The organism is Brevibacillus sp. JB24b (assembly GCF_051713385.1).
GTDB lineage: Bacteria > Bacillota > Bacilli > Brevibacillales > Brevibacillaceae > Brevibacillus_B > Brevibacillus_B laterosporus.
The window spans coordinates 2,061,722-2,087,515 of the sequence record NZ_JBNVQV010000001.1; the positions used below are offsets into that span (position 1 = coordinate 2,061,722).

At 42.5% G+C, this 25,794-nt stretch carries 26 protein-coding genes and 1 pseudogene; all 27 read left to right on the top strand.

From position 1 onward, the window contains the following. Positions 1-23 precede the first annotated feature (23 nt). The 27 genes and pseudogenes from ACQV1I_RS10065 to aroA all read left to right on the top strand — a co-directional run bounded on the left by ACQV1I_RS10065 (position 24) and on the right by aroA (position 25,669). Positions 24-1,007 carry an alpha-ketoacid dehydrogenase subunit beta gene (locus ACQV1I_RS10065; RefSeq protein ID WP_116333795.1) on the top strand — a complete coding sequence of 328 codons (984 nt, stop codon included), beginning with the start codon at positions 24-26 and terminating at the stop codon, positions 1,005-1,007. A gap of 15 nt (positions 1,008-1,022) precedes the next feature. Continuing rightward, positions 1,023-2,384 carry a 2-oxo acid dehydrogenase subunit E2 gene (locus tag ACQV1I_RS10070; RefSeq protein WP_116333796.1) on the top strand — a complete coding sequence of 454 codons (1,362 nt, stop codon included), beginning with the start codon at positions 1,023-1,025 and terminating at the stop codon, positions 2,382-2,384. Between the two features lie 11 nt (positions 2,385-2,395). Beyond that, positions 2,396-3,775, top strand: a complete 1,380-nt coding sequence (gene lpdA, locus ACQV1I_RS10075) for a dihydrolipoyl dehydrogenase (protein ID WP_116333797.1) — start codon at positions 2,396-2,398, stop codon at positions 3,773-3,775. A 221-nt stretch (positions 3,776-3,996) separates the two neighbouring features. Next, positions 3,997-4,965, top strand: coding sequence for a sugar-binding transcriptional regulator (locus ACQV1I_RS10080; RefSeq protein WP_094698881.1), 969 nt, complete (start codon positions 3,997-3,999; stop codon positions 4,963-4,965). A 13-nt stretch (positions 4,966-4,978) separates the two neighbouring features. Then, positions 4,979-5,302: a hypothetical protein gene (locus tag ACQV1I_RS10085; protein WP_018670115.1), complete on the top strand. Its 324-nt coding sequence runs from the start codon at positions 4,979-4,981 to the stop codon at positions 5,300-5,302. Between the two features lie 132 nt (positions 5,303-5,434). Continuing rightward, a complete protein-coding gene (locus ACQV1I_RS10090) occupies positions 5,435-5,938 on the top strand; it encodes a hypothetical protein (RefSeq protein ID WP_094698879.1) in 504 nt (167 codons plus the stop codon). Positions 5,939-6,090: 152 nt separating this feature from the next. Beyond that, positions 6,091-6,921, top strand: a complete 831-nt coding sequence (locus ACQV1I_RS10095) for a heptaprenyl diphosphate synthase component 1 (protein WP_116333798.1) — start codon at positions 6,091-6,093, stop codon at positions 6,919-6,921. 3 nt (positions 6,922-6,924) lie between these two features. Continuing rightward, positions 6,925-7,644 (top strand): demethylmenaquinone methyltransferase, encoded by a 720-nt coding sequence (locus ACQV1I_RS10100; RefSeq protein WP_094698875.1) that lies wholly within the window; start codon positions 6,925-6,927, stop codon positions 7,642-7,644. 34 nt (positions 7,645-7,678) lie between these two features. Further along, a complete protein-coding gene (locus ACQV1I_RS10105; protein WP_116333799.1) occupies positions 7,679-8,548 on the top strand; it encodes a UbiA-like polyprenyltransferase in 870 nt (289 codons plus the stop codon). Continuing rightward, the gene (locus ACQV1I_RS10110) at positions 8,545-9,156 is read left to right on the top strand and encodes a UbiX family flavin prenyltransferase (protein ID WP_018670110.1); all 612 of its coding nucleotides are present in this window, start codon (positions 8,545-8,547) and stop codon (positions 9,154-9,156) included. Before ACQV1I_RS10105 ends, ACQV1I_RS10110 begins: the two co-directional genes overlap by 4 nt. Then, the gene (locus ACQV1I_RS10115) at positions 9,149-10,009 is read left to right on the top strand and encodes a menaquinone biosynthesis protein (protein WP_116333800.1); all 861 of its coding nucleotides are present in this window, start codon (positions 9,149-9,151) and stop codon (positions 10,007-10,009) included. The genes ACQV1I_RS10110 and ACQV1I_RS10115 overlap by 8 nt, the downstream gene beginning before the upstream one ends. A gap of 9 nt (positions 10,010-10,018) precedes the next feature. Beyond that, positions 10,019-10,984: a polyprenyl synthetase family protein gene (locus ACQV1I_RS10120; protein ID WP_116333801.1), complete on the top strand. Its 966-nt coding sequence runs from the start codon at positions 10,019-10,021 to the stop codon at positions 10,982-10,984. 234 nt (positions 10,985-11,218) lie between these two features. Further along, positions 11,219-11,662 (top strand): nucleoside-diphosphate kinase, encoded by a 444-nt coding sequence (gene ndk / locus ACQV1I_RS10125; RefSeq protein ID WP_003338555.1) that lies wholly within the window; start codon positions 11,219-11,221, stop codon positions 11,660-11,662. Between the two features lie 117 nt (positions 11,663-11,779). After that, a complete protein-coding gene (locus tag ACQV1I_RS10130; protein ID WP_018670106.1) occupies positions 11,780-12,565 on the top strand; it encodes a CheR family methyltransferase in 786 nt (261 codons plus the stop codon). An 81-nt stretch (positions 12,566-12,646) separates the two neighbouring features. Beyond that, the gene (locus tag ACQV1I_RS10135; protein ID WP_018670105.1) at positions 12,647-12,814 is read left to right on the top strand and encodes a hypothetical protein; all 168 of its coding nucleotides are present in this window, start codon (positions 12,647-12,649) and stop codon (positions 12,812-12,814) included. 121 nt (positions 12,815-12,935) lie between these two features. Then, positions 12,936-14,099 carry a chorismate synthase gene (aroC, locus tag ACQV1I_RS10140; RefSeq protein ID WP_018670104.1) on the top strand — a complete coding sequence of 388 codons (1,164 nt, stop codon included), beginning with the start codon at positions 12,936-12,938 and terminating at the stop codon, positions 14,097-14,099. Next, positions 14,099-15,208 carry a 3-dehydroquinate synthase gene (aroB, locus tag ACQV1I_RS10145; RefSeq protein ID WP_116333802.1) on the top strand — a complete coding sequence of 370 codons (1,110 nt, stop codon included), beginning with the start codon at positions 14,099-14,101 and terminating at the stop codon, positions 15,206-15,208. The genes aroC and aroB overlap by 1 nt, the downstream gene beginning before the upstream one ends. Continuing rightward, the gene (aroH, locus tag ACQV1I_RS10150) at positions 15,205-15,576 is read left to right on the top strand and encodes a chorismate mutase (RefSeq protein ID WP_018670102.1); all 372 of its coding nucleotides are present in this window, start codon (positions 15,205-15,207) and stop codon (positions 15,574-15,576) included. Before aroB ends, aroH begins: the two co-directional genes overlap by 4 nt. A gap of 269 nt (positions 15,577-15,845) precedes the next feature. Then, positions 15,846-17,429: an anthranilate synthase component I gene (gene trpE, locus ACQV1I_RS10155; RefSeq protein WP_116333803.1), complete on the top strand. Its 1,584-nt coding sequence runs from the start codon at positions 15,846-15,848 to the stop codon at positions 17,427-17,429. Beyond that, positions 17,423-18,448 (top strand): anthranilate phosphoribosyltransferase, encoded by a 1,026-nt coding sequence (gene trpD / locus ACQV1I_RS10160; RefSeq protein ID WP_116333804.1) that lies wholly within the window; start codon positions 17,423-17,425, stop codon positions 18,446-18,448. The genes trpE and trpD overlap by 7 nt, the downstream gene beginning before the upstream one ends. Then, on the top strand, positions 18,438-19,259 hold the full coding sequence (gene trpC / locus ACQV1I_RS10165; protein WP_116333805.1) for an indole-3-glycerol phosphate synthase TrpC: 822 nt from the start codon (positions 18,438-18,440) through the stop codon (positions 19,257-19,259). The genes trpD and trpC overlap by 11 nt, the downstream gene beginning before the upstream one ends. Beyond that, positions 19,256-19,957: a phosphoribosylanthranilate isomerase gene (locus ACQV1I_RS10170; protein WP_116333806.1), complete on the top strand. Its 702-nt coding sequence runs from the start codon at positions 19,256-19,258 to the stop codon at positions 19,955-19,957. Before trpC ends, ACQV1I_RS10170 begins: the two co-directional genes overlap by 4 nt. Next, positions 19,929-21,143: a tryptophan synthase subunit beta gene (gene trpB, locus ACQV1I_RS10175; RefSeq protein ID WP_094698863.1), complete on the top strand. Its 1,215-nt coding sequence runs from the start codon at positions 19,929-19,931 to the stop codon at positions 21,141-21,143. The genes ACQV1I_RS10170 and trpB overlap by 29 nt, the downstream gene beginning before the upstream one ends. A gap of 1 nt (position 21,144) precedes the next feature. Then, positions 21,145-21,963, top strand: a complete 819-nt coding sequence (trpA, locus tag ACQV1I_RS10180) for a tryptophan synthase subunit alpha (protein ID WP_116333807.1) — start codon at positions 21,145-21,147, stop codon at positions 21,961-21,963. Between the two features lie 29 nt (positions 21,964-21,992). Next, positions 21,993-23,090 (top strand): histidinol-phosphate transaminase, encoded by a 1,098-nt coding sequence (hisC, locus tag ACQV1I_RS10185; protein WP_116333808.1) that lies wholly within the window; start codon positions 21,993-21,995, stop codon positions 23,088-23,090. A gap of 114 nt (positions 23,091-23,204) precedes the next feature. After that, a pseudogene (locus ACQV1I_RS10190) lies at positions 23,205-24,356 on the top strand (prephenate dehydrogenase); the annotation flags it as partial. Between the two features lie 29 nt (positions 24,357-24,385). Then, positions 24,386-25,669 (top strand): 3-phosphoshikimate 1-carboxyvinyltransferase, encoded by a 1,284-nt coding sequence (gene aroA, locus ACQV1I_RS10195; protein WP_116333810.1) that lies wholly within the window; start codon positions 24,386-24,388, stop codon positions 25,667-25,669. Positions 25,670-25,794: the final 125 nt, after the last annotated feature.

Consider the following 25,794-nt stretch of genomic DNA (forward strand, 5'->3'; position numbering starts at 1 on the left):
AAACAAAGAAGGAAGGGAACCACATGAGAGAGATTACGTATTTGGAAGCAGTCCGAGAAGCGATGAGTCAGGAGATGCGTGTCAATCCAGATGTTTTTTTGATGGGGGAAGACATCGGAATATATGGGGGAGCGTTTGGGGTGTCGCGTGGGATGATTGAAGAATTTGGGCCAGAGCGAATTCGCAACACTCCGATTTCCGAAGCAGCGATTGCAGGAGCAGCTGTTGGAGCAGCTATGACTGGCATGCGACCAATCATGGAACTCCAATTCTCTGACTTTGTAACCATTGCAATGGATCAGCTGGTTAATCAGGCTGCGAAAAATCGCTACATGTTTGGTGGTAAGGGGAAGGTGCCAATGGTCGTACGTACACCATCTGGTTCGGGAACGGGTGCCGCGGCACAGCATACGCAAAGTCTAGAAGCATGGATGGCCCACATTCCAGGGTTAAAAGTTGTCCAGCCCTCAACTGCTTATGATGTAAAGGGTTTATTAAAAGCAGCAATTGATGATAATAACCCAGTTATTTTTTATGAACACAAGCTTCTATATAAAATATCGGGGGATGTACCAGAAGAATCGTACAGTATTCCACTTGGTGTGGCTGATGTGAAACGAGAAGGAACGGACGTAACAATCGTAGCCACTGCCATTATGGTACACAAAGCGTTAGAAGCCGCCGCAGAATTAGAGAAGGAAGGTATCTCTGTTGAAGTCATCGATCCACGTACATTAGTACCTTTGGATACCGACACCATTATTCGATCAGTGAAGAAAACAGGGAAGCTGATTGTGGTGCATGAAGCGGTTAAGTTTGGCGGATTCGGTGGAGAGATTGCAAGTATGATCGCAGAGAGTGAAGCATTTGACTATTTAGATGCTCCTATCAGACGTCTGGGTGGTAAATGGATACCTATGCCTTATAATCCAATTCTAGAAAAAGCGGCAATCCCGCAAGTGCCTGATATTATACAAGCAGTAAAAGACACAGTGGCACATCGTTAGGAGGGGGAGAGGAACATGGCAACGGGAATCTTCATGCCTAAACTTAGTATGACAATGGAGACGGGAACCATTTTGCAATGGTTTAAAAAAGAGGGAGATCTGGTAGAAGAGGGTGATCTGCTACTAGAGGTAATGACAGACAAAATTAACATTGAAGTAGAGGCTTATGCAACGGGTAGGTTATTAAAAATTTATGATGATGTGAACGCGGTTGTACCTGTACAAAAAATCATCGGCTATATTGGAGAACAGGGAGAAAAAGTCCCAGAGACACCACCAGCTATAGAGGGAGAAGAAACTCCTTCTGGTGTAAGTAAAGCTGGCGACGAGACCGTAGCTAGAGTAGATGATTTCGACTCTGGAGAGGAAGCGGATAAAGTGCGTGCTACACCGGCAGCTCGACGCCTTTCCAGAGAAAACGATGTCGTCTTACACGAGATTGAAGGTCGTGGGGCAAATGGCCGCATTCATGCAGAAGATGTAGAAGCATATGTTAAAGAAAATCAAGGTCGAAGGGCAACTCCTCTCGCGAAAAAAATTGCATCGAACACAGGGGTTCAGCTAGACAGGATTCAGGGGTCGGGAGCAAATGGGAAAATTACTAAAAATGATGTCCTAAAAGCAACGCCTACTCGTTTACAAACAACTATAAACCATGGTGAAACAAATGGTACACAAACAACCGTCGAGCCAACACGTGTAAAATTGGAGGGCATGCGTAAAGTTATCTCTGAACGAATGGTCAAAAGTGTTACCACAGCTCCACATGTCACACTTGTAACAGAAGTAGATATGAGTAATGCAATCAAACTTCGTAAAAGCTTACTCCTGTTGATTGAGAGTCAGACGGGATATCGGTTGTCTTATACAGAGATCATTATGAAAGCGGTTGCGATGGCATTGCGACAACATCCAAACATGAACGCTTCCATTGAAGGTGACTATATTGTCTATAAACAGGAAGTGAACACCGGTCTTGCTGTTTCAGTACCAAACGGTCTGATGGTGCCAGTTGTCAAACATGCAGATCAGAAAGGCTTGGCGACATTAACAGCAGAGTGTAAAGAGCTAGGACGATTAGCTAGAGAAAGCAGATTGATGCCTGATCAGATGCAGGGTGGGTCATTTACGATTAGCAACCTTGGAATGTATGACATTGATGCCTTTACACCAATCATTAATCAGCCAGAGATCGCCATTTTGGGGGTTGGCCGTATTACTGAGAAAGCAGTTGGTATTAATGGAGAGCTGCAACTTCGTCCGTTGATGACTTTGAGCCTCTCTTTTGACCATCGAATCGTGGATGGAGCACCAGCAGCGGAATTCCTACAAAGCATAAAACGTTCTCTTGAAGAACCATATCAGCTACTAGTCTAGGAGGAACAGCTATGAATACCTACGATATCATTGTCATCGGAGGAGGGCCGGGCGGATATGTAGCAGCCATTCGCGCGTCAAAAGAAGGCAAGAAGGTGGCACTTGTGGAGCAGGGGCATCTAGGAGGAACCTGCTTGAACCGAGGATGCATTCCATCCAAAGCATTACTAAAGCATGCTGAAATTATTCATGCCATTAGGGATGCTTCCAAATACGGGGTTGAGGTAGGGGAAATGACGCTCTCCTTGCCAAAAATGATTCAGAGAAAAAATCAGGTTATCAATCAGCTTCGTGGGGGAATCGCTCATCTATTACGAACCGGAAAAATCGATGTATACCAAGGTAAGGGTGAGATTCAACCAGATAAAACCGTGGTAATTACGGGTGATAAACCAGAGAGTATCAAAGCGAGGTCAATTGTTATTGCGACGGGCTCCTCTCCGACTGTACCTCCAATTGAGGGCTTAGATCAGGTACTTTATCACACAAGCGATACCATTTTTGATATAGAGGAAATTCCTGCGTCACTTGCAATTGTTGGCGGTGGTGTCATTGGTGTAGAGTTTGCCAGCATCTTTGAGAGTTTGGGAACAAAAGTAACAATCATTGAAATGGCAGATCGCATTTTGGCTACAGAGGATGAAATGGCTTCCCAGTTATTAACCAAACATTTGCACAAAATTGGGGTTACGATTATAACGAAAGCAAAGGTAACAGCGGTTAAAGCCCATGACTCGCAAAAACAGCTTATTATCTATAATGAAGCTGGAGCAAAGCAGGATGTTGTAGCAGACCAGATTTTAGTAGCGATTGGGCGTCGACCAAATTTGTCGGCTTCTGTTAATCTGTCACTTGATACGGAGGGTCCATTTATTAAAGTAAATACTCGTATGGAAACGAGTGTTCCAGGTCTATATGCAGTAGGTGACGTAATTGGAAATTGGCAGCTGGCCCATGTAGCAAGTGCTGAAGGAATTGTAGCGGCAATGAATGCGACGGGGCAAACTAGAGACATGGATTACCGTATCGTACCTCGATGCATGTACACCTATCCTGAGATAGCAAGTGTAGGGCTAAGCGAGCGTGAAGCAATAGAAAAGGGTTTTCAGGTAAAAACGTCTGTTTACCAACTTGCGGTAAACGGCAAGGCTTTAGCAAGCGACCATACAGAGGGATTTGTAAAACTGATTGCAGATGAGGTCTATGGGGAAATACTGGGGGCTGTGATGGTTGGGCCGCATGTTACAGAGATGATTTCACAAATCTCTGCGTACATGCAGTTGGAAGGTACGGTTGAAGAAATGGCAAATTTGATTTTTCCACATCCAACTGTATCGGAAACATTACTTGAAGCAGCAAGTGACTGGCTAGATAAAGGTATACATTCGTAAGAACTTGATATCTGTAGATTTAGCCGTTTAGTCTCTTACATGGGACACAACGTACAAAAGAAGAACTGGGGACGCCCTTCCTCAGTTCTTTTTTGCTCCTTATCTCTTGGAGTGATTTTTTCAGCGATTCATTTGGGATAGGAATTTGTTTTCTATTTAGCGCTACTATGAGTTTACGTTTATAATAGAGGAAGGAAGATAGATGTAAGAGAGGTGAGACAATGGATTGGGCAGAAAAAAGGGAACTCGTACGCGTCGCTAAACTATATTATTTTCAAGGACTAACACAAGCAGAAATCTCTAAAAAGATCGGGGTTTCCCGCCCTGTTATATCCAAACTCCTACAAAAAGCAAAAGATGCTGGAATTGTAGAGATCATTATTAAAGATGAAACTGTAAACGTAGTGGAGATTGAACAAAAGCTAGAAGAGATGTTCTCTTTAGATGAGGCAATTGTTGTTCCTGTGAACGGAATTGAGAATCAGGAATTAATAAAGCAACTAGTAGCTAAGGAAGCAGCCATGCACCTATCTAAATTAGCTAAAAATGTCAAGAGTATCGGATTATCATGGGGGACCACCCTGTATCATATGGTAAATGAGTACCCGTACGAAAGAAATCCAGAAATGATGGTATACCCTCTTGTTGGGGGAACGGGACGCAAATACGTGGAAATCCATTCTAATCAATTAGCCTATGAACTTTCAAAACGAATGGGGGCAAACTGTGAGTTTTTGTATGCGCCAGCGTTGGTAGAAACAGTGGAACTAAAAGAACAGATACTGCAATCGGAATCTATTCGCGTTTTACTAGATCAAATTCGTAAGGTAGAGATTGCGTTGTTAGGAATCGGCTTTTTAGAAGAATCAACATTGTTTAACATGGGATATTTGAAAGAAGATGAAATGGAAGAGTTAAAACAAAATCAGGCCGTGGGAGATATAGGTTCCCGCTTTATAGACAGAGATGGTAAGCAGATTAATATACCATTGAACAATCGTGTTATTGGTATTGACTTACCAGACCTGTTTCAGATTCCAACCGTAATTGCGGTAGCGACTGGTTTAGCAAAGGTGACAGCAATTACGGCTGCCCTACGTGGTGGCTATTTCCATAAATTATTTATAGATGAGCGCACAGCCAGAGAATTACTTGCTAGAAATGATGAGAAAGGCAAGATTGAGGAGTAAGGAGGGAACGGGTTTGGAAGAGACAGTGATTGAAACGGAACTCTACTGTATAACTTGTCTTGGTCAAGCACCTCACACTGTCACGTATGTACATGATATTTTATATATGGTCAAATGTGAGCAATGTGGAAAAGAGAGCGTTATGGAACCAGATTTATTGAAAGAAATTTATACGCAGTATGTTGATCGAATTATTTCGAAGCCACAACGGATTACTCAGGAATTCAGAGAAGATTTGAGCCATTTTATCTCGACCATGCCCTACCGTGTCATCAGTAAGCCATTTCGTACTTATAGGGAGCTAAAGGGTATTTTTCGTTATAGAAAAAAGGTATAACGATTCGTCGGAGATAGACAAGTAGAAAAATATTCTTTATTCCTTTCGAAGGGTTATATCAGCATTTTTCTCCTTGGCAGGCATAGCCTGCTTTTTTCTTATGTAGAATGGAGAAGAAGGAGGAATGCAGAAATGCCACGACGATTTTTATTCGCGATGATGATTTCAGTAGGATTATCCCTGTTGTTGTCAGTTTTGCCGGTTTTTACGAAAAAAGGACCCATAACGGATGTACCTACCTTTCAGGAAATTCCTAAACTCACGGTAAGTTCACACAATCTTGTGGATTTATTTACTTTACTGGAAACTCATTATAAGATAAGTCATGTAGAGTGGGACCAACCTGCTATCATGCTCACGTTGACCTTACCTGAAGACCACAAGAAAGTAAATGACCTCATGTTTCATGATGCCTATTCAATTGTGTATGTTCTGATGAACAAAACGACGAATGTTAAGCATGTCACCCTTCAATTCGCTAGACCCAATGAACCAAATACAAAGAGTTCAGCTTTGCTTCTAATCGAAGTTGATCGAACGCAAATCGGACAAGAAGATAAATGGAAAAGCCCAACTGAACTGGTCGATGTAAAGCAGTATGTAAAACAGCATTTTTTTGTAAAAGAAGCAACCTGATTACAGCAGAAAATTATTCCTTCCTTTAAAAGTGTGATATACTGTATGGCGATGGATTACTGCGTACCATTTTTTGTGTTCAAAAACATTACATTCTTTGTAAAAAATGGGGACAGTGATGGAGCTTCAACGCTTTAGATGGAGGAGGCATAATGGGCACAGATCGAAATGTATATTCACAGGAATTAAAAGCTATCATCGAAGAAATTCAAGGTCGAATACAACAAACATATATTCAACAATATGTGGATGTCCCAGCCATGGCTGAAAATCGACTCGCTCTCTTATTCTTCTTTTTACATGAGAACGGCTTCACCAAAGAACGAGCTCATCTGCTCTCGGTAGCGACTGGGTTAGTACAATTAGGCATTGATACACATGAAACAGTACGGAATCATTATGAAAAAACTCTGGTTTCCGAACGTAATAGACAGTTGACTGTTCTAGCGGGGGATTATTACAGTAGTCTTTATTATAATATGCTCGCAGACGCTAATGAAATTGAAGCTATCCAGATTTTGTCTGTCGGTAACCAACTTGCTCACGAAATGAAAATGAAGCTATATATTGCTCAAAAAGACAATAAATTAACACAGGAGACGTATCTTAGCTTGCGCAAAAAGATTGATACGGCTCTTTATGTAGCTTTTGTAGACAAATATGCAACAAGTGACTCTGTACGCGAATTTTGGACTAGCTTGTTTGAACAGACCTCAGCTTTTGAACAACTGATCGGGGAATGGGAGCAGTTACAGTGGCAAGAGCAAGCACCTAGTGGTTTGACTCAATTTTTGCTACAGAAACCAGGTTCTACAATCACCAATGTGGTAGAAATGATTGAAGGGAAAGTCATGGAGTTATTGCATATCTGTGAGCAATTGATCGTTACATTAAAATCGGGCGAAACACAAAGCGAGTTAGCGTGGGTGACTTCTCGCTATACGAATCGAGTACAACGGTTAAAGCGGGCAGAGGAGATGTAGGCTTTGAACACACATGGACAACCATCGAAAGCGGAATATGTACATTCCGTTTTTGAAAGCATCGCGGATGAATATGATCGTATGAATAATGTCATCAGTTTTGGTAGCCATGCATCATGGCGCAAGTATACGATGAACCAAATGCAAGTGAAGCCAGGTGATACTTGCCTGGATGTTGCTTGTGGGACTTGCGATTGGACAATAAGCTTGGCCAAAACAGTAGGTCCTAATGGGAAAGTGGTTGGGCTTGATTTCAGCCAAAATATGTTAAATGTAGGAGCGTACAAGGTTGAAAAGGAAGGGATAAGCCAGGTTCAATTAGTTAATGCCGATGCGATGAAAATGCCCTTTGAAGATAATACATTTGATTTTGTTACGATTGGGTTTGCTTTACGTAACGTGCCAGATGTACAAACGGTGCTCAACGAAATGACGCGCGTGGTAAAGCCAGGGGGCAAGGTTGTGTCTTTAGAAGTATCAAAGCCACCATTTATGCCATATCGTCAGCTATTTTATCTTTATTTCTATAAAATGCTACCAATTATTGCTAAAATGGTAGTGAATAAGTATGAAGAATACGCTTGGTTACCTCAGTCCCTCACGAATTTCCCTGATAGTAAAGAACTGGCTGAGATGTTTAAAAGAGCGGGGCTTGATCATGTACAGGTAAAATTGTTTATGGGTGGTGTATCTGCCCTGCATATCGGTACAAAAAATGCATAGCTTATCCGCAAAATAGAATGGAAGTGCAAGTCAAATGGTGTTTAGTAAAGTGAAAATCATTCTCGAAATGATTAAATTTGAACATAGTATTTTTGCGCTGCCTTTTGCTTTTATTGGGGCAGTACTAGGAAATATAATTATAGAAGGTACATGGCCTACCTGGGGGGAAATTTTCTGGGTTACGATAGCGATGGTAGCGGCAAGAAGCGCAGCTATGTCACTAAATCGTTTGATTGACCGTGTCATTGATGCCAAAAATCCACGAACTGCGAAGCGTGCCATTCCGGCAGGTCTGTTATCTGTTGCTGAAGTTCTTGTTTTTATCATTGTTTCTTTCTTGGTCCTATTCGTTGCTGCATCGCAATTAAATCCTTTAGCGGTTAAGCTTTTACCACTTGCGGTCTTTGTATTAGTCTTATATTCCTATTGCAAACGCTTTACATGGCTTTGCCATTTTATCTTAGGCATAGCGCTTGGATTTGGACCATTGGGTGGTTGGATAGCAACCACAGGTCAAGTAAATTGGACTGCGATGCTACTGTTCTTTACAGTAATGATCTGGACAGCTGGTTTTGATATTATCTATGCTTGTCAGGATACAGAGTTTGATGTCAAGGAAGGGCTGTACTCAATCCCTAGTCGGTTCGGAATTAAGAATGCACTAATAATTGCTCGCTCCTGTCATTTATTGACCATTCTTGGTCTCCTACTGATGTATATGACGACTAACCTATCCGTATGGTTTCTCATAGGGATTATTGCTGGGGCAGCGATTTTATTCTATGAACACAGTCAAGTTAAACATAATGACCTGTCTAAAATTGAAATTGCTTTCTTTGCAATGAATGGAATTTTTAGCGTAGTCATTTGTTGCTTCACTGTTCTGGATCTGGTGATTCTATGAAAAAGATGAAGCTAGGAGTAGGCATAACAGGAGCAAGTGGTGCCAAATATGGGATTCGACTAGTTGAAGAATTGCTGAGAGCTGGGCATACGGTTCATTTGATGATAACAGAAGCTGGTTGGCAGGTCTTTCATGATGAATTGGATTTTGCACCTACTGTAGATGAACGTGAGACGTTTTTACTGGAGTATTTTGAGAAATATTCCGAAGGTGAGCTACATTATTGGACGTTACGAGATTTTAATTGTCCAATGGCGAGTGGTTCTTACAAAAGCGATGGGATGATCATTGTTCCATGTTCGATGGGGACGCTCTCTGGTATTGCTCACGGGGCTTCTGGCAATTTATTAGAACGTTGTGCAGATGTAATGATTAAAGAGGGACGTAAGCTGGTGCTGGTCCCGCGTGAAACACCCTTTAACGCGCTGCATCTAGAAAATATGCTGAAACTAAGCCGTATCGGGGTAAAGATTCTCCCTGCGATGCCTGGTTTCTATCAACGCCCGCAAACACTTGATGACCTAGTGAATTTCGTGGTTGGCAAAGCACTTGACCAGCTTGATGTAGAAAATCATTTGTTTACGAGATGGGGAGAGGGCCATGAGTAAAACACAACTACAGGTCGGACAGATCTTATATACAAATACGCTTCCTGTCTATTTTTATGTAAATTTAGACCGCTTTTTGGGGAAAGCTGATTTTATCCAGCAATATCCTGCACAATTAAATAGAGCAATGGCGGAGGGAATCATCGACGTAGGTCCTATATCTTCCTTCAGTTACGCTGAACATGTAGATAAATATGTATTGATGCCAGATGTATGTGTTGGTGCTAAAGGTCCTGTAGGTTCTATTTTCTTATTTAGTAAACGCCCGATTGATCAACTGGATCGAGCACATATTGCGTTAACGAATACCTCTGCTACGTCTGTCAATTTGCTACGAGTTATATTGGAAAAATTTAAGGGGATGACTCCCGAATATACCACGATGCGTCCTGATATCAAGGTGATGATGCAAGAATACGATGCTTCCTTGTTAATTGGAGATGAAGCGATTCTAGCTCGTCAGCAGGATTTGGGATATTATGTGTATGATTTAGGGCAGCTTTGGTATGAGCATACAGGGTACCCTATGACGTTTGCTGTATGGGCTATTCGTAGAGAAGCTGTTGAAACACATGCTAAATTGTTACATCAACTTCATGAAGAATTTGTTCATAGCAAGAACAAGAGTCATGCCGATTGTAGTGAAATAGTTCAGTACGCTCATAAGCATTTTGGTGGCGATGTAACTTTCTGGGAAGGTTATTTTACTGGATTAATTCATGATTTTACACAGGAACAAATAATAGGATTGGAACATTACTATGCTTGCACGGCTGATCTTGGTCTATTGCCCAAGCCGGTGAAGGTAGCATTTTGGGCAACAGACAACATTACTACTATGTCAACGAGTTAGGTGGATGAAATGAATCTGGTCGATATCTATATGCAAGTAAAAAGTGATGTAACATATATCGAACGAGAACTGGAACGGGCCATTAAACCAGAGTCTCGTGAACTCTACCAATCTTCTACCCACCTTCTAAAGGCAGGTGGAAAGCGAATCCGCCCTGTCTTTGTGTTGCTAGCGGGTAAATTTGGAGATTATAATGTGCAAAATTTATCTCAAATAGCTGTACCGCTTGAGCTTATTCATATGGCCACACTTGTTCACGACGATGTGGTGGATGATGCAAACAAACGTCGAGGCAAAGACACCGTACGTACGAAATGGGACAACCGGGTGGCGATGTATTCCGGGAACTACATACTAGCAAGGGCATTAAGTATTGTGACGCAATTATCTAATCCAGAGATTCATCAAATTCTCTCTAAAGCAATTGTGGAGATGTGTAAAGGGGAGATTGAGCAAGTCCGCGATTTAGGAAATTGGAATCAGGGATTGCGTAATTATTTGCGTCGGATCAAACGCAAAACCGCTCTTTTAATTGCAATTAGCTGTCAACTTGGTGCTGTTGCAACAAATGCTTCGGCAGATGTGGTGCGTCGTATGTATCATTTTGGCTATAATGTAGGAATGGCTTTTCAAATCACAGATGATATCTTAGATTTTACAGGAACAGAAAAACAACTAGGCAAGCCGGCAGGAAGTGACTTACGTCAAGGAAATGTCACTTTGCCAGCTCTTTTTAGTGCTTATCAGGGCAGTACAAAGGATATCTTTCAAGAGTGGATGCGTACGGGTGAAATCAACTCCCGTATTGAACAGGCAATTCCTCTGATCCATCAAGGAGAAGGGATTGCTTATTCACAAGCGTTGGCTGAACGCTACATCGATAGAGCTAAACAAGCATTAGCAGATTTGCCTGCATCATCGACAAAAAAATCATTGATGCAAATTGCTGATTATATTGGTGGACGTAAATTTTAGTAAAAAATGGATGAGAGAAGCCCCTTTCTTGTTGGAAAGGGGCTTTTTGTATAAGGGTAGAACTACATGGATGAAAAGATGTATACCTCTTAACTATGTGAAAATAACAACTTTTCCATATCGACCAAATTTATTGAAGTTTCTGCAACTGAGCGGTTGCTTGTACGGTCTACTTCTGATAAAATTTTTGATGGTACAAATATTCTCTACATAGAGGTATGGAGGGGCATTCGAATGGAAAAAACTTTTATCATGGTAAAGCCAGACGGCGTACAACGTAATCTAGTAGGAGAGATCGTTGCCCGTTTTGAGAAAAAAGGCTTTGCTTTGGTTGGCGCTAAACTAATGAATGTGAGCCGTGAAAAAGCGGAGGAGCATTATGCTGAACATAAAGAGCGTCCTTTCTTTGGTGAATTGGTAGATTTCATCACTTCCGGTCCAGTATTTGCAATGGTATGGGAAGGCGACAAGGTTATTAGCACTGCTCGTAACATGATGGGAAAAACAAACCCAGCTGATGCAGCACCTGGTACAATCCGTGGTGATTATGCAGTATCTGTAGGCATGAATATCATTCACGGTTCTGATTCTGCTGAAAGTGCAGAACGTGAAATTGGTCTTTGGTTCTCGAAGGATGAAATCGTTTCCGTAGAAAAAACGATCGCTCGTTGGATCTAATATGACAAATTTCGTAAAAAGGGCCTTCTTTTGAAGGTCTTTTTTTCGTATCGTAGCAGGATTTGGCGAATTGTGTAACGAATGGCTTGGAGTAAGGCAAAAGGGGGATTATACATAGTGGAGGATAAAGACTTCTTGCAATTTATTGCACTCATCAAAAAGAAAACAGGGATAGATCTAGCGCTATATAAAGAGGCACAAATGAAGCGCAGATTAACTTCGTTACGATTAAAGCGGGGGTTTAATAGCTTTGTCTCGTATTTTGAGGGCCTGAATAAAGATCAGGATTTATTTTACGAATTTTTGGATCGGATGACGATAAATGTTTCAGAGTTTTTCCGAAATCCAGGCAGATGGGAGACGCTCGAAAATAAAATTTTGCCAAGATTATATGAGGAATCCCGCCGTTTGAAGCTGTGGAGTGCAGCGTGCTCTACAGGAGAAGAACCGTATACACTGTCACTTGTGTTAAAAAGAAAGCAATTACTGGCGTCCTCTAGCATTTTGGCTAGTGATATTGATGAGGGAGCGCTGGCGAAAGCGAAGCAGGGAATATATCTTGAGCGTTCCCTACAAGATTGCCCGAAAGATTTATTACAAAAATATTTTCATAAAGACCAGATCACCTATCGTCTGGATCAAGAAATCAAAAATGCCGTGCACTTTAAAAAGCATAATCTGCTAGCCGAGTCGTTTGATACAGGCTTTGATTTAATTATCTGCCGAAATGTCTTGATTTACTTTACAGAAGAAGCGAAACATGAGCTATATCAAAAGTTTAGTCGTGCCCTTCGCCCTGGTGGCGTATTGTTCGTAGGCAGTACAGAGCAAATTTTCCAACCACAGCAATATCAGTTTGAGGTAGAAGATACGTTTTTTTATAAAAAGGTTATAAAATCATAACGAAAGATGTATACCAATGATTTATTTATTGAACAATAGCTACTAGGAAGACAAACATTTCCAGATGGAGGCAACGAGTCAATGGATAAATCAAAGGTGATTGAAGCGTATCGACATGGGCTCATCAATTTGCAAGAGTGTGGACAAATTCTAGGAGCGGAAACTCGCCAGCTGGAAAACTTAGTGATGCAGAAGCGACTCTACTATCGTGAGCAGGCTGATCGACTGATAACAATCGATCATCTATAGAGATGGCAGAATGCTTCTCCTTATTGTGAGAAGCATTTTGTCTATTTTTGTTTTCATCTTAGGCTATGTATGATATTATATCGCTTAAAAGTGTTAAAGGATTTGACTGGAGGAGAGAAGAGTGAGATATATAACCGCAGGAGAGTCACACGGACCACAATTAACAGCAATTATTGAAGGAATTCCCAGCAATCTCCCCTTTTCATTTGACGAAATAAACAAACAATTACATCGTCGTCAAAAAGGTCATGGTCGAGGTCGCCGGATGCAGATCGAGAAAGATACTGTTCAGGTCGTATCTGGTGTTCGTCATGGTTACACAACGGGGGCTCCTGTTACGTTGATTGTTGAGAATAATGACTGGACCCACTGGCAAAAGATTATGAGTGCTGCACCTGTGCCAGAAGAGGATGAAGCACGTCGTCGTGTATCGCGTCCACGTCCTGGTCATGCTGACTTGAATGGGGCTATTAAATATCACCAGAGGGATATGAGAAATATCCTAGAGCGCTCTAGTGCGAGGGAAACAACAATGCGGGTAGCCGTAGGTGCTGTGGCACGTCAATTATTATCCCAATTTGGAATTCGTGTAGCTGGTCATGTTAAGAGAATCGGGCAGGTGGTGGCCGAAGAACGTGAAGTATCCTTAGATGAGCTAATGCAAATTACTGAGGATTCGCCTGTACGCTGCATTGACCCTGTTGCAGAGAAAAAAATGATGGAGCTTATTGATCGCGCTAAAGAAGAAGGCGATTCTTTAGGTGGAATTGTAGAAGTGATTGTGGAAGGTGTACCTATTGGTTTAGGTAGTTATGTGCAATGGGATCGCAAGCTGGATGCAAGATTAGCTCAAGCCATTATGAGTATTCAAGCGTTTAAGGGAGTAGAGATCGGAATTGGTTTTGAAGCGGCAGGCTTGCCGGGTTCCCAGGTACACGATGAGATTGAATGGACGGAAGGTAAAGGCTACAGTCGTAAAACGAATCGGGCAGGTGGTTTGGAGGGAAGTATGACCACTGGAATGCCAATCGTGGTGCGTGGAATAATGAAGCCTATCCCTACTTTATATAAACCGTTAATGAGTGTAGATATCGATACCAAAGAGCCATTTGCAGCCACTATTGAACGTTCAGATAGCTGTGCTGTACCAGCTGCAAGTGTAGTCGCTGAAGCGGTCGTTGCTTGGGAAATTGCTCGTGCAATGTGTGAGAAATTCCCATCAGATGCTTTAGACGATATGGTGGCAAATGTAGAAGAATATCGAGCTTATACGGAGAGATTCTAATGGAAAAACGTACGTTAGTAGTTGACTTGAATGAAAGAGCTTATCCGATTCATATTGGGGCGGGTTTGTTGAGCCAGACACCTGCCCTATTGCAGGAGGCAAACATCAAAGCTACGCAAAAGTTATTCCTAATTACAGATGCTCATGTAGCGCAACATTATTTGAAGCCATTACAACTTGACTTAGAACAAGCGGGTTACCAGGTTTTTTCCCACATTGTTTTAGCTGGTGAAAAAGCGAAACAGTTTGCTGTCTATGAAGAGGTAATGACAGCTGCTATTGAGGCAGGACTTGATCGCAAATCTGTTGTGCTTGCGTTAGGCGGTGGAGTTGTAGGTGATTTGGCTGGCTTTGTAGCGGCTACATACATGCGTGGAATTGATTTTGTGCAAATTCCCACAAGCTTATTGGCTCATGATAGCTCGGTAGGTGGCAAGGTAGCGATTAATCATCGACTAGGTAAGAATTTAATTGGAGCTTTTCACCAACCCCTGATGGTAATTTACGATGTGGCCACTCTACAAACATTACCACCTAGAGAAATCTCGGCAGGTTTTGCAGAAGTGGTTAAGCATGGCCTGATCTCAGATGAAGGATTTGTGCGATGGCTGGAGGAGCATGCGAAAGGTCTGATGGAGCTGGATGCTGAACTGGTTAGTGAAGCAATCTATCGTGGCTGCACAGTAAAAGCGGCGGTGGTAGCCAAAGACGAGACTGAGCAAGATATTCGCATGACCTTAAATTTAGGTCATACCTTTGGCCATGCCTTTGAAGCATTAACTGGTTATGATCAGCTCAATCATGGTGAAGCAATCTCGATCGGGATGGTTTTAGCTGCCCGTTATGCAGAATCTATTGGAATGGCGCCAGAAGGTGTAGCAGAGTGTACACAAAGAGTACTTGCAGCCTTTGGACTCCCAACTCAATGGCCAAAAGAATTACATCCAGAAGATGTTTTGAGGGCAATGCATCTGGATAAAAAGGGCGTAGCAGGTACACTTACACTTATTTTACCAACATCTATGGAGCATGTAGAGATTGTGCCTAGGGTAGAAGAAAAAGATGTACTACGGTTTATGAGCGAACAGTGGGAGGAATCACAACAATGAGTAAGGTTAGAGGGGTCCGTGGTGCGACAACGGTCATCCTAAATGATAAAAGCGAAATTTTAGAGGCAACAGCAGAGCTTTTGCGTGAGATGGTGCAAAAAAATGAAATTGAAACCGACGATATAGCGAGCGTTATTATAACTATGACAGAGGATTTGGATGTTGTATTTCCCGCTCAGGCTGCCCGTGAATTTCTGAATTGGGAGCATGTTCCACTTATGTGTGCAAAAGAAATTCCTGTGGCGGGTAGTTTAAAGAACTGTATCCGTGTTATGCTACACATCAATACCGATAAGTCTCCACATGAAATTAAACATATTTTTCTTCGGGAAGCAGTTCGCTTACGTCCAGATTTAGTAAAAGAATAGTTGACAGTAGGGTCGAAGGTTTTGTAAAGTAAGAGCAAGTTTTACTAGTTAAGAATGAGAAGGCAGTCAAGAGCAAGTTAGCAGGTTAGTTGAGAGCTGAGTAGAGTTGAGAAGAGATAGGTTGTATGAGACGAGGAGAGCTGAGACTGGTTTCGTTATGCTAAAAACCAACACCCAGGACTCTTTCCTGGGTGTTTTTTGTCGTACACAATATCCCATCTCCTATATGACCATCCTCTTTCTATCTAAAGAAGAGAGGTGTGTTATCCATGTTAGAACCTACATTTCAAGAGGTGCAGCACTATGCATCTACACACAATTTTATTCCGATTCGTCTTACCCTTTTAGCTGATCAGGAAACGCCGATCAGTTTGTATCAAAAATGTACGGAAGAAGCAGCTTTCCTACTAGAAAGTGTGGAAGGAGGGGGACATTGGTCTAGGTACTCCTTTATAGGACTACGCCCCTTTTTGCGGTTAGAAGCTATTGATCAGAAGGTGACGCTTCTCAAAGAGTCGGGGGAGCGAGAGCAGTGTAACCGAAATCCCATGGAAGTGCTACGAGAACTATGTCAGCAGTATAGAGCACCTTCCATTCATGATTTTCCGCCGTTGACAGGTGGAGCAATCGGATATTTAGGATACAATACATTGCGCTATGTAGAGACGCAATTGCCTAAGCACCAGAACCACCCCCTCGATATCCCGGATATGCACGTCGTCTTTGTAGATGAAATGCTTGTTTATGATCATGTAAAGCAAGAGATTCAATGCATGGTTCATCTCAGGGTTTCTGAGGAGGACACAGAAGAATCGCTACAGATCAAGTATGCAAAGGCTGGAGCTCGTTTGGTTGCTCTACGTGATCACATCATGCATACAGCTATCCCGAGTGATTTAAGGCTACAGCAATTAAATAAAATAAGTCAGATGGAGAATTTGGAGTCATCGAGCAAGCCAAGTCAGGTAGGCGAAGTAGCCAAGAAGCCAAAGACAAGCAGTTTGCAAAGTAACATGACTCTCTCAGAGTATGAGACGATGATCTCCAAAGCAAAAGAGTATATTGCCAGTGGTGATATCTTTCAGGTTGTTCTTTCTCAGCGCATGACGATGAAGACGAATGTGGACCCGTTTGCTGTTTATCGAATGCTGAGAACAACTAATCCTTCTCCTTACCTGTATTACCTACCATTGGGATCAGCGACTCTGGTCGGGGCATCACCGGAAGTTCTGGTAAAAGTTCAGAACAACAAGGTTGAAGTTCGTCCGATAGCTGGTACTCGCAAACGCGGAGCAACTAACGAGGAAGATTTGGCGTTAGAGCAAGAATTGTTGGCCGATCCTAAAGAATTGGCTGAACATCATATGTTAGTAGATTTGGCCCGAAATGATGTAGGGAGAGTTTCCAAGTACGGTACCGTAAAGGTGGAAAATCCCTTACATGTGGATCGTTACTCGCATGTGATGCATATTGTCACAGATGTGTCTGGAGAGATGCGTGAAGATTTGAATTGTTTTGATGCTCTTCTGGCCGCTTTCCCTGCTGGTACCGTGTCTGGTGCTCCTAAATTGCGAGCGATGGAAATCATTGCCGAATTGGAGCGTGATGCCAGGCACACCTATGCAGGTTCCATTTGCTACTTTAGCTTTACAGGCAATTTGGATAGCTGCATCACGATTCGTACCCTGCTGTTTACACAGGATCAGGTGCATATACAAGCAGGGGGTGGCATCGTCGCTGATTCGGTAGCAGAACTAGAATATCAAGAAGCGATGAATAAGGCAGCAGCCATGGTCAAAGCGCTAGAAAAAGCAGAGCAACTCTTTCAACCAAAGGGGGTAGCGTTATGCTAACGACCTCCTTGGATAAGATTAGCCGTAAGCAACACCTAGATCGTACGACAGCTCGATTAGCGATGGGTGAAATCATGGATGGAAAAGCAACACATGCCCAGATCGGTGCTTTTCTAGCGGCTCTAAGGGTAAAAGGTGAACAGGTTGAAGAATTGATCGGTTTTGCAGAAGCGATGCGTGAACGGGTCAAAACATTTCCGATTGCTAAACAGAATGTCATTGATACATGTGGCACTGGGGGAGATGGTGCTTCTACCTTTAATATTTCGACAGCCTCAGCCATTGTAGCTGCTAGTGGGGGTGTCATCGTCGCCAAACACGGAAATCGGGCTGTTTCTAGTAAGTGCGGTAGCGCTGATGTGTTAGAAGCACTAGGTATTCCGATTCAACTGACGCCTGAGCAAGCGGCCGAATGTTTGGAAGAAACCAATCTTTGTTTTTTATTCGCACCACTTTACCATGAAGCGATGCGCCATGCGGCTGTACCGAGAAAAGAGCTGGCAATTCGAACGGTTTTTAACTTACTAGGTCCATTAACGAATCCTGCTCGGGCTGATCGTCAGTTATTAGGTTTGTACGATCGTGAGCTGCTGGTCCCAATCGCCCAGACATTAAGTCAGTTAGGAGTATCGAAAGCAATGGTCGTAGCTGGACTGGACGGTTTAGATGAATTAACGATTACGGGGGAAAGCGAAGTAGCTGAATTAAGAGATGGTGAGGTATCCGCGTATCGAATTGACCCAGAGCGTTTTGGATTGAAGCTCGGGACCTCCGCAGAGCTTGTAGGTGGTGACGCAGCAGAGAACGCACTAATCCTCGAGAAAATTTTTAAAGGAGAACGGGGTGCTAAAAGAGATATTGTGCTACTCAATGCAGGTGCAATTCTGTATCTCACAGATAAAGTAAGTAGTTTGCAAAAGGGTGTCATCAGAGCGGCAGAATTGATCGACAATGGCAATGCAATGCGTAAGCTTGAACAACTACGTCAGGTAATGGGGAGGGTTCATCATGCTTCGTAAAATTGTTGAGCAAAAAAAAGTGGAGGTGGCTGCCCTTCGTCAAGAAACAACTCTTCAACAGATGCTTACGGAGATTCAAGCACTGCCAGGTACTCGTGGTTTTGTCAAAGCTCTAACCACAAGTCCCAGGAAGGTAAGTCTAATTGCTGAGGTAAAAAAAGCTTCTCCGTCAAAAGGCATCATTCGCGCTGATTTTGATCCTGCTGCTATTGCAAAGTCCTATCAGGAAGCTGGTGTAGATGCGATATCGGTTTTAACGGACGAAACATTTTTTCAAGGTGATTTGAAGTATCTACACATCATAAGAGAATTGGTTCTCCAGCCGCTGTTACGTAAAGATTTTACTATTGATGAATACCAGATTGTTCAAGCGAGAGCGAGTGGTGCGGATGCTATCTTATTGATTGCAGCCATTCTGGATCGTGAACAAATCAAGCACTTTTATCAAATGGCAGTAGAGGTTGGACTAGATGTTTTAATAGAAGTTCATGACCACGCGGAATTAGAGCAGGTTTTGTCTGTAGTCGATCCCATGCTACTTGGCATAAATAATCGTGATTTGCGTTCCTTTACCACGAATCTAAACACATCAGTAGAGCTTTTAAAACTGATCCCTACAAAAATTCCTGTAGTAAGTGAGAGTGGTTTAGCGACAGCAGCAGATGTGAAGGCAGTTGGGACGGCAGGAGCACGCTCCATTTTAGTAGGTGAGCAGTTTATGCGTCAGCTGGACGTGGTTAGTGCCGTTCGTGACCTAATGCAAGATCAACAGATGAAACCGCAGATGATTTCACGAGGTGAAACGATATGACCGCTTTAAAAATTTGTGGGATTAAGGATTCAAATACATTGGTCTTGTTACAACAGCTAAGAGTGGAATATGCGGGCTTTGTTTTTGCTGAAAGTAAGCGTCAGGTGACAGTACAGCAGGCAAGGACTTTGGTTGAAGAAGCTAGGAATATAGTGGACTCAAACCAAACTGAAAACAAGGCAAGGTCTTTTCCTCGACTAGTAGGTGTTTTTGTTAATCCGAGTTTATCTGAACTAGATCTTACTGTAAATCAGGTACTGTTGGATGTTATCCAATTGCATGGTCAAGAAACGCCAGAATTCTGCCAAATGGTACGAAAACGTTATGGCAAGCCTGTATGGAAAGCGATCGGAATAGGGGCAGAGGAAAACTCTCTATCAGAAAAGCTTGCCTCCTACCAAAATAGTGTGCAAGCCTACTTGTTTGACACGCATGACCAGAAACAAGCAGGAGGTACGGGGAAAAAATTTACGTGGACGCACATTCCCGATCTGCAACGAATGATATCTCCCTTGCCCGCAATCATTGCAGGTGGTATTTCAATAGAGAATGTAGAAACTTTACTTAACAAATATGCACCAGATTTAATTGATCTTTCCAGTGGGGTAGAGACAAATGGTGTGAAGGATGCTCACAAAATAACAAAATTAGTAGAAAGGGTGAAGCAGTATGGCACAAGCTACGAATGTACGAGATGAGTCTGTCCTGCAATCAGGCAGATTTGGTGAATATGGGGGCAGATTTGTTCCTGAAACCCTAATGAAAGCTTTAATCGAATTGGAGAAAAGCTTAGTGGAAGCGTTGGAGGATGAGTCCTTTCATGCAGAATTAAATCAGTTTCTTCGCTACTATTCAGGCAGACCGACTCCCTTTTATTATGCGCAACGTTTGAGTGAGCATCTGGGAGGGGCCAAAATTTACTTAAAACGAGAAGATTTAAATCACACTGGCGCTCACAAATTAAATAATGCCTTAGCGCAAGCGTTACTAGCTAAGCGAATGGGTAAGCAAGCAATTATCGCGGAAACAGGAGCCGGTCAGCATGGGGTAGCAAGTGCGACTGTAGCAGCACGTCTGGGACTTTCGTGCAAGGTTTTTATGGGCGCAGAGGATATTAAACGACAGGAGTTAAATGTGTTTCGGATGAAGCTCTTAGGAGCAGAAGTCATTCCAGTATCATCAGGAACGGCTACTTTAAAGGATGCTACCAATGAAGCGATTCGCTATTGGGTGAGCAATGTAGAAGAAACTTACTATGTTATTGGTTCGGCGATGGGACCGCATCCGTATCCTTATATGGTTCGGGAGTTCCAAAAAATTATTGGAATAGAGACACGTGCACAATCCTTGGAACAGCTAGGGCGTTTGCCTGATGAACTTATCGCATGCATTGGAGGAGGGAGCAATGCGATTGGCTTCTTCTATCCGTTTGTGAAAGATCAGGTGAGATTGACTGCGGTAGAAGCAGCCGGAGAGGGAGTGGAGACAGATAAGCATGCAGCAACATTGACGAAAGGGAGTCCAGGTGTCATTCATGGATCTCTTACGTATCTGTTGCAGGATGATGATGGACAGGTGAAGGAAGCTCACTCAATCTCAGCTGGACTTGATTACCCAGGTGTAGGTCCCGAACATTCTTATTTAAAAGATTGCGGCAGAGTGGAGTATGTGGCAATTACTGATCAGGAAGCTTTAGAAGCTTGCCAATTGCTCACTAAATTGGAAGGAATATTGCCTGCTTTGGAAAGCTCTCATGCCATAGCGGAAGTCGTAAAGCGTGCTCCACGAATGAGTTCGGATCAAATCATTGCTGTGTGCCTTTCTGGTCGAGGGGATAAAGACGTTCACACATTACAAAACCATCTGAGCAAGGAGGGGAATTAACATGCAACATACGATGACAAGAATGGAAGAGCTGTTTGCTGATCGAACAATAAAACGATTTATTCCCTTCATTACTGTAGGAGATCCTTCTTTGGATGTAACATTTGATCTGGTACACAAGCTAATTGAAGCAGGAGCCGACATCATTGAACTTGGTGTGCCATATTCTGATCCTCTGGCGGATGGGCCGATTATTCAACGTGCTTCACAGCGAGCCTTGGCTCAGGGTGTGAAACTGAAGGATGCTATTTTACTGGGAGAAAGGTTACGTGCATCAGGGGTGAACATTCCACTGGTGATCTTTACATATTGTAATCCAGTCATACAATATGGTGTGGAGCGTTTCTTTGCTGATTTACAGGCTTTTGGACTTGATGGGGCCATTATCCCAGACTTACCATTTGAGGAGAGTACAGCGGCTCGTGTAGCGGCAAAGAAAAATGGGGTACATTTGATTCAATTGATTGCCCCAACATCAAAGGAACGAATCGCGATGATTGGCAAAGCAGCAGATGGTTTTCTATATTGCGTATCCTCATTGGGGGTTACAGGAGTTCGAGACAATCTACCGCCCGAATTGGATGATTTAATAAAAAATGCTCGTGAAAATAGCAGTATACCTATAGCTGTTGGCTTTGGAATTTCATCCCCTGAACAAGTTCGGGCCGTTGCAGATTATGCTGATGCTGTGATTGTTGGAAGTGCAATTGTCAGAGAGGTTGAGAAAAATCTAGAAGCTCTCTCTAGTGAGGAAACGCGAAACAGTGGATTAGAACGTGTGAAAAAGTTTGTAAATTCCTTATCCAATGAGTTAAAATAACAGAAACAAAAAGCATGGGGTGAGGACAAGTGCTACCAAAAGAGCGAATTTTAAGTGTTCCGGTGTACAAACCAGGAAAACCTATCGAGGATGTAAAGCGTGAATTGGGCCTTACAGAAGTAATTAAATTAGCTTCTAATGAAAATCCATACGGTTATTCCCCTGTAGTAAAAGAAGCGATGCTAGCTGCAATGAATGATCTGGCTATCTATCCAGATGGTGCAAGTATGCAACTGCGATGGGAACTTGCAGAATTTTTAAACGTACAACCTGAACAATTGATTTTCGGCAATGGTTCTGACGAAATTGTACTGATGATCTCCCGTGCTTATCTGGAAAAGGGCACAAATAGCGTTATGGCGACTCCGACATTTTCTCAATACAGATCAAATGTGACGGTAGAGGGTGCTGATTTACTTGAAATACCGCTAAAAGATGGCGTCCACGATTTAGAGGCGATGTTAGCTGCAATGAATGAACAGACTCGGGTGATATGGGTATGCAATCCTAACAATCCATCTGGAACAATGAATACATCAAATGAGTTACTTGCCTTTTTAGAAAAAGTACCAGCTAACGTATTAGTTGTACTGGACGAAGCCTATTATGAATATGTAGTAGACGAGAATTACCCACAAACCATACCGCTCCTTGATAAATACAAAAATATCATTATTTTACGTACATTCTCTAAAATCTATGGATTAGCAGCCCTGCGTATCGGGTATGGTATAGCTAATCCAGATGTCGTACAACATCTTAATCATGTGCGTGGGCCGTTTAATACAGGCTCTCTTTCTCAAATAGCAGCACGTGCAGCGATCTCGGATCAAGAATTCGTTAAACAATGTAGTCAAAAAAATCGTCAGCAGATGAAGCGTATCACTGACAAATGTGATGAACTAGGTTTACACTATTTCCCTTCTCAAACGAACTTTGTTCTATTAGAAGTAAAGAGAGATTCTGACGAGGCTTTCCAATCCTTGTTGCAAAAAGGAATTATCACTCGATCAGGCAATGCGCTCGGTCATCCCGGTTATCTGCGTGTTACGATTGGAGATAGCGAGCAAAACGATAAGCTGTTAGTAGCTTTGGAAAGTCTAGTGACGGAAGCTGCTAAAAAATAACCAAATAGAAAAATGATAAGGCAAAAATAGTAATATAAGTAGTGGAGTAGGCCGGTCAACACCGGCTTTTTCTACTATCTATATGTTCTACTTCGTTCTCATGCAAGATATGAGACAGGTAAAGGAGAAAATAATAGAGAGATTCTGTGGAGTGGAGCGGAGAATATGAATAGAACAATTGCCATTCTGGGAGTAGGATTAATAGGGGCTTCCATTGGACTTGCATTGCGTCAGAATCCTGATAACAGAATTATCGGGTTTGACTTACATCAGGAACAACTGGACAAGGCGATCAATAAAGAAGTTATCCATTCAGGAAGCACGGACTTGCAACTTGCTGTGAAGGAAGCGGATATTATTTTTATTGCAGCTCCTGTAGAGCAAATCCATCATCTTATGCAATCACTAGCTCAATTGTGTTTAAAAGAAGGAACAATTATTACGGATGTAGGGAGCACAAAATATCAGGTAGTACAAAGTGCGCACATTTTACGTGAGAAAGGTGTTACTTTTATCGGGGGTCATCCCATGGCAGGGTCACATAAATCAGGGGTAGAAGCAGGAAATGAACGTTTATTTGAAAATGCTTTTTACGTGCTAACACCAGATGAAGAGACACCCTTTGAGCAAGTAGAGCTTTTACAGGAGGTACTAGACCCACTGCGTGCTAAAGTCATTGTGTTACAGCCTGACGAACATGATGAAATCGTTGGAGCGATCAGTCACTTTCCTCATTTGATCGCTGCTCTATTAGTCAATCAAGTATCGAAATATAACACTCAAAAACCATGGTATCATCGATTAGCAGCAGGTGGATTTCGTGATATTACTCGTATTGCCTCTAGTAATCCAAAACTCTGGAGAGATGTTTTACTAAGCAATAAAACATATCTGTTACAGATCGCTCGCGATTGGCAAGAGGATTTTACTGCGATTATCCATGCTTTGGAACAGGATGATGCGAACGAGATTGAGTCCTTCTTTCAAGATGCGCGTGAATTCCGTGACTCTATACCGGAACGACGTCTAGGAGCTCTTCCACCTCTACACGATTTATATATCGATATTCCTGACCATCCAGGTGAGATTGGTAGAATTACCACTTTACTAGGAAGTAAGGAGATAAGTATTACTAACCTACAAATCAGGGAAACACGTGAGGACGAATATGGCGCGCTGCGGATCAGCTTCCGCAATGAAACAGAGCTGGCAAAAGGCATAGAACTCCTTCGTTATTTTGATTACAATGTGTATCGTAGAGATTAAAAGAGGTAGATTGAGAGAGGGGTATAGTCATGTTAACCATTCAACCAGCTAAGAGAATACAAGGGGAAACACAAGTACCTGGAGATAAGTCGATTTCGCATCGGGCTGTCATGTTTGGGGCACTGGCAGAGGGAACCACACGAATAAGTGGTTTTTTACAAGGAGCAGATTGCTTGAGTACGATTGATTGTTTTTCGCGCATGGGTGTTTCAATAGAGCGAGAAGGTGATCACGTAACTGTCCACGGAAAAGGCTGGTTTGGGTTACAAGAGCCGAATCAAAAGCTTGATGTAGGTAACTCTGGTACTACCATCCGTTTAATGAGTGGTATTTTAGCTACGCAACCATTTCATTGTGTAGTAGAAGGAGATGAATCTATTGCGAAACGTCCAATGCGACGAGTGGTAGGTCCTTTACGTGAAATGGGTGCTAAGATAGATGGCCGAAAAAATGGCGAGTTCACCCCACTATCTATACGTGGAGGGGATTTGAAAGGCATAACCTATGTTTCTCCAGTGGCTAGTGCCCAAATAAAGTCTGCTATTTTATTGGCTGGTTTGCAAGCAGCTGGAACGACAATTGTAGAGGAACCAAGCGTATCGCGCGATCATACTGAACGTATGCTGCGTGCTTTTGGTGTAGAAGTAGGACAAGCTGGGAAGAGTGTCAGCGTGCAAGGTGGGCAAAAACTGATTGGTAGAGAGATTAGTGTACCAGGGGACATTTCTTCTGCAGCTTTCTTAATAGCAGCTGTTATGATGCTACCTGAAAGTGAGCTTTTGATTGCAAACGTTGGGATTAATCCAACACGTACAGGAATTATTGATGTAGTTCGTGCTATGGGGGGGACTATCGAATTACGAAATGAACGAATAGTAAACGAGGAACCAGTAGCAGATATCTATGTAGCTTATACAAAACTACATGGTACTGTCATTGAAGGTGATCTTATTCCGCGTTTAATTGACGAAATTCCTGTTATTGCTGTTATGGCTACACAAGCGGTAGGTGAAACGATTATCCGTGACGCTGCAGAATTAAAGGTGAAGGAAACGGATCGAATCACAACTGTGGTAAGCCAGCTAGGTAAGTTTGGTGCAAAGGTTCAACCTACTGACGATGGTATGATCATTACCGGAGAATGCGTCTTACACGGTACGGAAATCAACAGCATGGGTGACCATCGTATCGGTATGGCAATGGCTATTGCTGGATTGGCATCACAAGGTGAGACAATTGTTCGACAAGCAGAAGCAATCGATGTATCGTTCCCCGGTTTTGCTAATTTACTCGCATCCATTTGTCAGCGCTAAGTTTAGAGGATTGGATCAAACAAAGCTTAAGTTCATAAGGGTCTAGTAGAGTAGCTTCTATCATCATTGGTAGAAGCTATTTCCTGTTTATGTATACTCTTATCCAAAACAACCGAGGGTCTTAG